This is a genomic window from Desulfosediminicola sp. (assembly GCF_048381775.1).
GTDB lineage: Bacteria > Desulfobacterota > Desulfobulbia > Desulfobulbales > Desulfocapsaceae > Desulfopila > Desulfopila ganghwensis.
The window spans coordinates 1-11,013 of record NZ_JBLXGE010000027.1; the positions used below are offsets into that span (position 1 = coordinate 1).

The 11,013-nt window shown below is 46.3% G+C and carries 8 protein-coding genes; 2 read left to right on the forward strand and 6 right to left on the reverse strand.

Annotated elements, in window-relative coordinates; genetic code table 11:
* Positions 1-249 precede the first annotated feature (249 nt).
* A complete protein-coding gene (locus tag ACN5NT_RS23540) occupies positions 250-996 on the reverse strand; it encodes a 16S rRNA (uracil(1498)-N(3))-methyltransferase (RefSeq protein ID WP_419177095.1) in 747 nt (248 codons plus the stop codon).
* A gap of 154 nt (positions 997-1,150) precedes the next feature.
* Here ACN5NT_RS23540 and ACN5NT_RS23545 point away from each other — a divergent pair, with 154 nt between their 5' ends.
* Complete coding sequence (locus ACN5NT_RS23545; protein ID WP_419177096.1) at positions 1,151-2,428, forward strand: 3-deoxy-D-manno-octulosonic acid transferase; 1,278 nt, start codon at positions 1,151-1,153, stop codon at positions 2,426-2,428.
* A 12-nt stretch (positions 2,429-2,440) separates the two neighbouring features.
* The gene (locus ACN5NT_RS23550) at positions 2,441-5,074 is read left to right on the forward strand and encodes a DNA internalization-related competence protein ComEC/Rec2 (protein ID WP_419177097.1); all 2,634 of its coding nucleotides are present in this window, start codon (positions 2,441-2,443) and stop codon (positions 5,072-5,074) included.
* Here ACN5NT_RS23550 and ACN5NT_RS23555 read toward each other — a convergent pair.
* From ACN5NT_RS23555 to ACN5NT_RS23575, 5 genes are all read right to left on the reverse strand, one after another.
* Positions 5,061-6,143, reverse strand: coding sequence for a type IV pilus twitching motility protein PilT (locus tag ACN5NT_RS23555; RefSeq protein ID WP_136799185.1), 1,083 nt, complete (start codon positions 6,141-6,143; stop codon positions 5,061-5,063). The two genes, ACN5NT_RS23550 and ACN5NT_RS23555, sit on opposite strands and share 14 nt — an antisense overlap.
* A gap of 80 nt (positions 6,144-6,223) precedes the next feature.
* The gene (locus ACN5NT_RS23560; RefSeq protein ID WP_228721350.1) at positions 6,224-6,919 is read right to left on the reverse strand and encodes a TIGR00730 family Rossman fold protein; all 696 of its coding nucleotides are present in this window, start codon (positions 6,917-6,919) and stop codon (positions 6,224-6,226) included.
* Positions 6,920-6,950: 31 nt separating this feature from the next.
* Positions 6,951-9,164 carry a tetratricopeptide repeat protein gene (locus tag ACN5NT_RS23565; protein ID WP_419177098.1) on the reverse strand — a complete coding sequence of 738 codons (2,214 nt, stop codon included), beginning with the start codon at positions 9,162-9,164 and terminating at the stop codon, positions 6,951-6,953.
* Positions 9,161-10,558: an L-seryl-tRNA(Sec) selenium transferase gene (selA, locus tag ACN5NT_RS23570; RefSeq protein WP_419177099.1), complete on the reverse strand. Its 1,398-nt coding sequence runs from the start codon at positions 10,556-10,558 to the stop codon at positions 9,161-9,163. The genes ACN5NT_RS23565 and selA overlap by 4 nt, the downstream gene beginning before the upstream one ends.
* Before the next feature lie 166 nt (positions 10,559-10,724).
* A partial coding sequence (locus ACN5NT_RS23575) for a hypothetical protein (RefSeq protein ID WP_419177100.1) occupies positions 10,725-11,013 on the reverse strand: 289 nt, incomplete at its 5' end.

Here is an 11,013-nt window from a genome sequence, read left to right on the forward strand (position 1 = left end):
GAACACTCATATCTTCCTCCTGCCAATCTCTTTAATATTGGCTTATCTGAGTGTCCACTCTTTTATAGCAGGATCAGAGGTACCCTGAAAAAACGTTTTTGGGCTTTGTCCTATAGAACGTTCACTTCCATAGTAGTCTGACAGAACTGGTCAAACACCCCAATGGGTATAACCCCTTACTTTACAGACACTATGGTTTACTATCAAAACTTCGAAACAGACTCTGGTTGGAATAATGAATAATTCGGACTAACTGGATTCCAGAAGCTGAGAAATACGGGAATGTAACGCAACTACCGCGGTGTCAACCTTGAGGATGCGCTCCCCAATTGTACAACTTGTAAAACCTGCCTCTGTAAATTTTTCTACTTCATAATCAACCCAACCACCTTCGGGACCGATTGCCAGCAGTACTCTACCCTGTGGTTTATGGGCCATTGCCTTGACAAGAGTAGTATTACCCGATGGATGAGCGACCAGAAGGTGGGAGTAATTCTCAATTATTTCGGGCAGGAAATCCTCAACAAATGGTTTGAAACGACGGTGAAAGGTCACTTCCGGCACTCTGGTATCCACCGCCTGCTCGAGTCCCTGCAAGAGATAGTCGTAAAAACTTTCCTGCTCGACCAAGGACGCTTCCCAAAAGCTTTTCTCAACTCTGTTTGCATGAATACAATGAAAACTGCCTACACCCAGTGCGGTAGCCTGGCTGAGAATACGACGCATCATAATCGGCCTGGCCAATGCCAGTACAAGATCGATATGAGGAAGCGGATTCATTGGCTCAGTCAATTCCACCTGCAAGCTGACTGAACGTGGATGCTTCTTGTGAATATTTTCTATTACTGCAGTGCCTTTTTTACCATCGACTACGCCAAAACGCACAATATCCCCTGCTTTTGCACGCAACACCTTGATAATATGCTGGGCGCGATGATCAGTGAGTGTCAGCCTGGCATCAACTATCTCTTCTTGTTCTGCAAGTATTATATTCATTTACAATCTACCGGTTTCAATGATAACTCTATGGTCAATTCGTATGAGAAAAGTCAGTTATGGTTACTATAAATTACCTCTGCAATCCAACGACCTGCATTGCTGGTCCCGGGTCCGGTTGCTTTCTTTGCATTCATGTTTTGAGGGTATTCTCTTGATTACAATATTTTACAACATAGCACAGTTTTGTCTTGTGGCCATTGGATGGCCGCTTATTCTGGCCCTGGTTCTTATAAAAAAGAAATACCGCAAGCGTATCCCTTCCCGACTCGGGTGGCAACTTCACCGCAAGTTCCCGATATATAATAACAATCATGGAAACAATACAACTTTCTGGGTACATGCACTCTCAGTTGGCGAGGTGACTTCCGCTATCCCGCTGGTAACAAAAATACGGCAAACATGGCCTGAGAGCAGAATTGTCGTAACGGTTACGACAACCACAGGTGAAGCAGTTGCCAATACCCGCCTGGCCGAAACTGCAAATGTTATTCTTCCATCACCTATCGACCTGCTCCCTGTTGTACAAAGATACCTGCAATATATTGAACCAGATATCTATATTCAGGTTGAGACTGATTTCTGGCCCAACCTGCTCACTCTCCTCAATAGAAAAAAGATACCAACCCTGCTTGTGAACGGGCGTATATCACAAAAATCTTTAGGCATCTACAAGAAATTTGCATTCTTCTTTGCCCCGATGTTCGGAAGCTTCAACCATCTGGTTATGCAGACACAGGCAGACACCGTCAGCATGAGGGATTTTGGTGTGACAGACGAACAGCTGCTCACCCTCGGCAACCTCAAATTTGACATTCCAACAACCTTCTGTGATTCCCCTGACATAACTACCCTGCTGCCGACCAATCGCACTATCTTCGTCGCGGGCTCCACGCATGAAGGTGAAGAGGAAATCATTTTCTCTGTATATCGAGAACTTCGACAACAACACCCTGAACTCTATCTCGTTCTGGTTCCCCGAAACCCAGACCGGGGGGAAAAACTTAAACAGTTAGCCGGCACCTTGAACCTTAAGGGCCTACTTCGCTCCATTTCCCCCAAACAACCCGCTGACCTACTCATCGTCGATACCATAGGTGAGCTTGTGCAATTTTACCAGCACAGTTCAATTGCCTTTGTTGGCGGCAGTTTGGTCTCCCAGGGTGGCCATAACCCGATAGAACCGGCAATAATGGGAGTCCCGGTGGTCTACGGACAACATATGGAAGATTTTCAAGAGATAGCAGAAGACTTACTGACATCCGGAGGTGGATACCAAGTCTCGGGACCAGATCAACTAAGGGACATCATTTCAGAATTTATAACAAACCCTGACAAAAGAAAAGATGCCGGTTCAGCTGCAAGAGCATGTATAATGCGCCAACAAGGGGTTATCGATAAACATATACAGCTCATACGCTCACTTCTTTGATGTCATGGCTGAATGAAGATGATTGCAAAGCGGATACGTTTAAATCTATTCAATCATCTTCTCGCCTGCCACACAACTGCCTACACTCTGGGGATACTTTTTTCATCAGCATATATTCTACCTGTTGTTTCAGCCCTTACCTATACCATCCTGCCAACGGTCCTTTTGGCTCTGTTTTCCGTCTTCTTTAAACGGGACAAATTTTGTACGGCGATAGCATCGCTGTTGCTCTTTTTTGCTACCGGCTACTTCCAGGGCCTGATCAGCAGTGAATCCCCTGCTGACTCAGCCCATCTTTACAACCTTGTATCCGCTCCCGAAGATGTCGTGTTGATTGGCCATATACAAACTATGCCTTCATTTGACGGCACCACCAGCAGGGTATTAATCGCAGCAACTTCTCTTCAGAAAAAAGGTGAAAGCAATCTCAGGCGCGTTGTCGGAACCGCTCTCATCAGGATGCGTTTTCAATGGCCTCAGGAAATCGAGCCCGGCACCAGAGTGGTCATACGAACTACTTTGCACCGTCCTTCACGTTACAACACACCTGGTGCATTTGATTATCCTGCATATCTCGCCCGAAAAGGAATCTGGATAACAGGCTACGTCCGCTCTCCTTCCCAGATTTCAGCAATACACTCGATACCACAGAATGGTGAAACTATCAGGCATTTGCCGGAACGTCTGAGAACACGAATTGGGAGTGTGCTTGACAGCAGACTCCCTGGAGAAACGAGCAGCTTATACCGCGCATTATTGCTAGGCGATCGCACCCAAATTTCCCCTCAAACACTCGAAGCCTTTAAACAAGCAGGTGTGATGCACATTCTTGCCATTTCTGGCATCCATATGTCACTGATCGCCATTTTACTCTTTACCGTCTGTTATTGGTTACTAAGGCGTTCAACCTGGCTCATTTTACATTGTAACACCAGAAAAATTGCTGGGCTCCTATGCCTGCCAATACTGGTTGGCTATGCGTTGCTGGCCGGCCTGAACACACCTGTTCTCCGTGCCTGCATAGTGAGTTGTGTTGTTATCTTTGCCTTCTGCACCGATCGCCCTAAAACGTTTTCTTCTCTGATTTCCGTCGCAGTGCTTCTTTTGTTGGCAACCAATCCGCAATCCCTGTTTACTGTTTCGTTTCAGTTAACATTTGCTGCATTTATCTCAATTTTGATGGTTATGCCTATTCTGAAAAGGTATGCCCGCAGTGAAACTTCATCAGAAACCCGCCTCGGAAGGATTGTATCACGATCTCTCCAATGGACTTTTGCAGGAATTACCGCTTCCACAGCTGCTGTGCTGGGAACTGCGCCAATATTGACCTTTCATTTTCATCGACTCCCGCTGTTGGGACCAATCAGCAACCTCATCATCGAACCGTTGATATGTTTATGGGCATTGCCGCTGGGCTTTCTTGCGTTACCATTTATATTCCTGGTCCCGGATATCTCTGCAGTTCTACTCAAACTTGGTGCTATCGGTCTGCAACTTGGTGTCACCACGGCAAATTTATTCGCAGCACTGCCCCATACATCTCTCTGGCTCCCACCGCCACACTGTCTCCTTCTCCTCAGCTACTACTTCACATTTTTTCTAGTGCTCTTTTTTCTCCAGCAACCTCGAAAAACCAAACTCACGAGCACAATAGCCCAATGCTCTTTTGCGATATGCCTGACTGGAATCATCTTCCCCCATTCATCCCTCTTCGGAAATCATGATGACAACACGACAACCATCCACTTTCTCGACCTCGGTCAGGGAAGCGCGACCGTTGTAGAATTCGCAGACGGAAAGACTGTGCTTATTGATGGCGGAGCACTGACTTTGGGCATTGACTCGGTTGGACAATCCGTCATTGCTCCATTTTTATGGCAGCGAGGCATCACCAGGCTCAATGCGATACTCATTACCCATCAGGACAGCGACCATTACAACGGTGTCCCTTTTTTGCTTGAACAATTTACTCCTGATATTCTATGGAGCGGCACCGAGTCTACAAAATCCTACGGGTATCAACGATTGCTCAGTCTTGCAAAACAGTTCAATGTAAGAATTGAAACACCTTACGCAGGAGATCTCCTGCGTATTGATGGTGAGGATCTGAATCCCTCAATACTATGCCTTGCAAATCTCAGTCATCATGATCAACAAAAAACTAATAATCGTGGTATAGTACTTGCGATTACTGGTTTTCTTTCTGATGACCGCGTTGATACCAGGAATCCATTTCAACTGATATTTCCAGGTGACATCAGCAGCGAGATGGAACTTGAAGTCATAAGGAAGATTACACCTTCAAATCACAACATCCTTTTGGCCTCACACCATGGTTCTGCAGAGTCAAACTGTCCCGACTTTCTCCGACATATTTCCCCGGAGGCGATAATCTCTTCCGCTGGTCGCTCAAGAACCCATCAATTTCCCTCCCCAAAGCTCAGGGACTATTGTGAGGTTCATCACATTCCGTTGTTGGTCACAGCTGAACACGGCACTATCAGGGTCCTGATAAAAGGTGGCACCCCCTTTGTACTCGTTCGGGAACAAACAAAAAACCCTTTGCGTCGGAGCCATACCTGGCTTCAACCGCAAAGGGTTACAAACACTCTCACCAGAGAAGCTTCTACCTTTACACTTCGGTGAAATCAGAGGGTGGTTTTTTCAGAAATTTTGCAAATTTTGCTTTTTCTACCGCATTTGAATATGCATCATCCGGGCTGATCATTCTCTTATCCAGATATTCCAAGATTGCATCGTCAAGGGTCTGCATACCAAATTTCTTACCGGTCTGCATAACCGAAAGGAGCTGGAAAGTTTTCCCCTCACGGATAAGATTTCGAACCGCCGGAGTCGCAATCATGATCTCAAGCGCTGCACAACGACCTTTCACATCAGTGCGCTTAAACAAAGTCTGAGAAACAACCGCACGCAGAGCATCCGCCAAAGTAGACCGCACCTGCCCCTGCTGCTCCGCAGGGAAAATTTCAATAATACGGTCAACCGTCTTCATGGCGTTGATAGTATGCAGGGTACCGAAAACCAAGTGACCGGTCATTGCCGCTTCCATTGCCAGTGAGATGGTTTCCAGGTCGCGCATCTCACCAACCATGATGATATCCGGATCTTCACGCAGTGCGCCTCGAAGGGCAGCGGAGAAACTTTTGGTGTGAGTTCCCACCTCTCGATGGTTCACAACAGATTTCTGGCTGCGATGCACAAATTCTATAGGATCTTCGACAGTCAGGATATGATCTTTTCGTGCCTTATTGGCCTCATCAACGATTGCCGCAAGCGTAGTAGATTTACCGGAACCGGTGGGACCTGTCACCAGAACCAGTCCTTTCGGCAGATAGGCGAGCCTGGAAACCACTTTAGGCAGACCGAGCTGCTCGCAGGTCATAATCTCACTTGGAATCTCACGAAATACCGCACCTACCCCGTATTTTTGCTGGAAGAAATTGCACCTGTAGCGGGCAAGACCAGGAATCTCATAACCAAAGTCAATGTCGCCGGTCTCCTCAAAATCCTTGATCTTCTCTTCAGGGCAGATTTCATAGAGCATGGCACGAAGTTCATCGTTGTCCAGATCCTTGAACTTCACCCGCTCCATATCACCACGAATACGGAGAACAGGTTGCTGCCCGGCAACCATGTGCAAATCCGATGCACCTTCATCGTTCATCAATTTAAAAAACGCGTCAATCTGAGCCATTATTCACCTATTTTTCCAACCAGCTGGAATTTCAGAACTTCATCAAACCGGCCAAGCAGAACCTTGCATGTACGACCACATCAGAAAATCACTGTCTTCCTGATATGACTCACAACTTCATCAGGATCATCAAGCACCCGGAATAGCGTCATATCATCTACACTAATATTCCCGTTCCCCAAAAGTTTATCTTTAATCCAATCGGCAAGCCCAGACCAAAACTCGCTACCAACCAGTACTATCGGGAACGGTTTTATTCTCTGGGTTTGAATTAAAGTGAGGGATTCGAACAACTCATCCAGAGAGCCGAAGCCACCTGGCATACAGATAAATGCCATCGAATACTTCATGAACATCACTTTTCGTACAAAAAAGTATTTGAAATGTAAAGGGAAATTAGCGTATGGATTTGGATCCTGTTCATGCGGCAGGCTGATATTCAAACCTATTGAAATTCCACCTGCTTCAAAAGCTCCCTTGTTGGCCGCCTCCATCAAACCGGGGCCGCCACCGGTAATGATGGCATATCCCGCTTTGGCAAGTTCAGAAGCAATCTTCTCCGTAAGCAGATAATAGGGGTCGGAAGAATCGGTTCGGGCTGAACCGTAAATAGTAACCCCGGGAACATCCACCGCAGACATTGCATCGAAGCCGTCAACAAATTCCGACATTATTCTGAACATGCGCCAGGAATCACCGATTACGGTATTATCAAGGCAGTACTTTGGTTCCATTCGGATACCATTATGCACACAATTTCTCTTGGTCGGTACCATACTCCTCCCTCCCTGGCGAGCTCATCTCGGATTATAAAGACGCTATTAACAAATCTGCTTTTTTATACAATTCACCTCCATCATCACCCTGACCTACCACTTTTTCTGCCCAGCTCCGTGCCCGTAATTTTTGGTTCAGATCTGCATATGCCATAGCTTTCAGTAATTGTACCTCAACGGGATTAACTGATGCCCCACGGCATTTCTTCAGGCTGGCTAATGAACTTTCACTTTCACCCACATGATACTGTACCTTGGCAAGCCGTAATCGCAGTACAGAATCCTGAGACTCCAGTTCCACAGCTTTCCTGCAGAATGAAAGCGCTATCTCAGCCCCTTCCTTCGCAAGCCAAACCGCCTCACCCAGCATGCTCATTATTTCTGCATCAAAAGGGTTCTGGCTCAAGGCCTTTTCCAGGATAGGCAGAGCACGCTGCGGCTCACCCACTCCAAGATATGCCTCACCAAGATAACGTGAAGCTCTGCTCTGCTCCGATTCAGGCATGCTGTCCATCCAGAGAGTAAGATACTGAACGCTCTGTTTATACTCCTTAGCCCTGCAGCATAATTTGCCTAGTTGCAAACGCAAATCACAACAAATATCCTGCTGTTGGCCTGCTTTCTCGCAAAGAGAATGAGCCACGGTAAAGTGATGCAGAGCGGTAACTGCATCGTTTTTTTGCTGTGCCCCCAGACCGAGATTATAATGAGCCATGTAGTTTTTGCAATCAACCTCAAGTACCCGGGTAAATGTCTTGCGAGCCAGGTTGTTACGATTCATGAGCGCATACGTTACCCCGAGACTGTTCAGCAGATTAACATCCTCAGGATCGCAGCGAAGCCCAAGTTTATACTCCTTGATAGCTTTAGGAAGATTGCCATCACCAAAATAAATGTCCCCACTTATATTGAGTGACACGGCATCGAACAATACAGAGTGGCCAGATCCGAAAAATTCTGCATGCAGCAACGCCTTATGGGCATTCTGCAATGCCTCGGCACTGGAGAAATCGAGATATGGGTAACAACTCACACCGGCATAAAGGTTTGAGAACTCTTTGATTCCCTGCAATTCTGCAATAATTTTTTGGGCTAACACCAGCCCCCCGTCTCTATCTGCGCCCGAGGCAAAAATTATACTCCCCCTGTCGAGACCCAAGAACCGGAGCATGACACCTTCAGGCAACTCTAGGCACTCCAAGACCGCTTGGAGCCTGGCTGAAACATCAGTAGACGTATCAGACTCCGGCAGGCTCAATTTAATAATGCAGAATTTGTCTTCCCGGAATTTCGCCCTCCTGAACCGCCTGAGAATATCACCCCTGTGGTTTCGTAACGGATGTTTGTCCGCATTCACCAACAAGCTGAAATCACAAAAGCTAAACGGCCCTCTTCTTGCTGCCTCGTGTAGAGCCGTCCACGCCTCATCGAGCAGACCAGGTTCATTGTCATCGCGCAAATTATACAGTTTTGCATCGTCCCCGGAAACGTCCTCTGCCGGAAACTGACTACTGCCAATATGAACCCGATAAAAATTTTCACGCTTGAGATAATGAACAAGACTTGAACTGAAGCTTTCAACATCTGCCATCTTTTCACTATCAGTTAGAAGTGCATAGATATTTTGCCCGAGATGGTGAAGAAGAAATCGATTATCGCAAAAATATTTCAGTGCAGATGCTGCTCGCTGAGCATTTCTGAATGTCTCTCTGAGTCCTTGGTTCCTTGCAGGAATTTTCACGAGAACAATGGAGTACGAGCTTTCTCTCCCCAGGGTATTAAGCTCTCCAAACAGGTGTACGTTGTTCAACAATCCGGTTTCAGGGTCAGTGAAACTCTGTTTGCATTCAAGAAATTTCAGAGCTAGCTGCTCACGGGTCTCAAGCAGCCAATCCTCCGCTGCACGTTGTATGATCAAAGGATCAACGCCATCTACGAAAAAGACAATGCTGCTATCTCCCTGAACGCTAAAGGAAAATAGAAGGCCTTCCTCTACCACCGAAACCGAAGCGCCATTCAGGAAGATCTCATCCAGAGCGAGAGCTATGCACTGATACTTTCCAGCCTGATCATGAAATGATTCAGGCACGGCACCGTCAGTTATGTATATAGAACCGCACCCTGGAATCGCTGCTTGTACGACCTTTCTAAACGCCTTGGCAAAAGTGGTAAAATCTTCATACTCAAGAACCGGCTTGGGTAAAAGGAAAGGAAACGCTTCAATCATAGTTGCGGATCCTTTCATGTAAAGAACTCCTTAATCAACTCACACAGCTCAAGCACTTCTTCTTCCTGAATTGTACGAACATCAATGAGAAATTTCTCATTTTCAATTCTGCCGATAATCGGTAGTTGAAGCTCTCTAAACAGTTTCTCCATTTTACTTACTTTCAACTTCAGGGGATCGAGTTGGACTGCCCAACTTGCCAAATTACACTCAGGCATTGCCCCACCCCCAACCCTGGAGTTGGTTTGAACAAGCTCCACTTTACATTTCTCACTGACTGTATCCTGTATTTCAGCTATGACTCTCCTGGCCCGCTCTTTCAGGATGGCCCGATCAACGGTCAACATGGAGAGGGTAGGAATATTTGCCAGCGCACCCTGCAGATCGTAGTAATATCTCAGGATAGTCTCTAAAGATGCGAGGGTAAATTTGTCAATCCGCAGAGCACGGTTGAGCGGATTTCGTTTAATTCGAGCAATTACATCTTTAGTCCCGACTATAATACCGGCCTGCGGTCCACCCAAAAGTTTATCGCCACTGAAGGTCACCACATCAATACCAGCTTTCACGACGTCCTGAACAGTCGGTTCCTTCATCAACCCATACCGGGAAAGATCTATAAAGCTCCCGCTCCCTAGATCTTCCATGGTCACAAGATTATGCTGCTTACCTATATCAGCGAGCTCTTCGGCACTTACATCTGAGGTAAAGCCTATAAGTCTGAAATTGGAGGTATGAACACGAAGCAACATGGAGGTACGTTCAGTTATGGCCTGTTCATAATCGTACCGATGCGTTCTATTCGTGGCACCAACCTCTACGAGATCAGCCCCACTTTTTGCCATCACATCGGGGATTCGAAAAGAACCGCCTATTTCGACGAGTTGTCCTCTGGAGACTATAACTTCTGTTCCCTTACAAAGGGTATCGAGAACCAAGAGTACGGCAGCTGCATTATTATTAACGACAAGAGCGGCCTCTGCACCAGTGAGATCACAGATAATATCCTCTACAAGACTATATCTGCTGCCTCTGTTACCTGTTTCAAGATCAAACTCAAGATTCGAATAATAACCGGCAGCCTGCTCAAGCATTTTCTGTGCTTTACCGGGGAGGAGAGATCGGCCGAGGTTTGTGTGAATTACAACACCAGTACCATTGATCACCCTTCTTAAGTTAAATGCCAGCTTCCTCTCAATCCTGGCAAGGAAGAGCTGAACCCACTCATCCTGTTTTTTTATGTCGGTGCCAGAAACGCCATCAAGAATTTTTTTTCTTTCTTCAGCGACAGCCTCCTGCACAGATTCCTTTACAATTCGGGAAGGAAGATCTTTTCTTTTCTCGCCCTTGAGCCATAGGAGACATTCGTCTACCTTTGGCAACGCCCGCAGTAGCTCTTTTTGATTTTCCATGTACACCTGTTTGAACTATAATAAGTCTAGCGCCTCTATGATTGAGGCCATTAAATGGTAACAGTTTGAGCCGGAAGGTACGATGCGGCCTCAACGTTCGCAAACATTTTCGTCTAGTTATAGACAGATAGTAATACAGTTCATGACCAAACTATAGTTTTTTTAGTTATTGAATATTTAACTGTTGACATAGACCGGCTGATCCAGTAATTTTCCCCGGTCTTTCGCAAACGGTGACAGACACACTGTAGAGCAAAACTGCTCCACAATGAGCCAACACCGAATGCAAATAAAAAAGACAAAAACAGTTGACAACAAAACGAAAACGTTTTAGAGTCAGCAGCTCGTCGCGGACATTAAGCCGCAGCGATTTCGACAACGAAATCGTGAAGACGATCCTTGAAAACTGAATAACAACGTACAGCAAACGAGCCCACGAGGTTTTAATTACCTCA

Coding starts and splice junctions, on each gene's coding strand:
- ACN5NT_RS23540 (WP_419177095.1), bottom strand. CDS start 996: ATGAATATAATACTTGCAGAACAAGAAGAGATAGTTGATGCCAGGCTG.
- ACN5NT_RS23550 (WP_419177097.1), top strand. CDS start 2,441: ATGAAGATGATTGCAAAGCGGATACGTTTAAATCTATTCAATCATCTT.
- ACN5NT_RS23555 (WP_136799185.1), bottom strand. CDS start 6,143: ATGGCTCAGATTGACGCGTTTTTTAAATTGATGAACGATGAAGGTGCA.
- ACN5NT_RS23560 (WP_228721350.1), bottom strand. CDS start 6,919: ATGGTACCGACCAAGAGAAATTGTGTGCATAATGGTATCCGAATGGAA.
- ACN5NT_RS23565 (WP_419177098.1), bottom strand. CDS start 9,164: ATGAAAGGATCCGCAACTATGATTGAAGCGTTTCCTTTCCTTTTACCC.
- selA (WP_419177099.1), bottom strand. CDS start 10,558: ATGGAAAATCAAAAAGAGCTACTGCGGGCGTTGCCAAAGGTAGACGAA.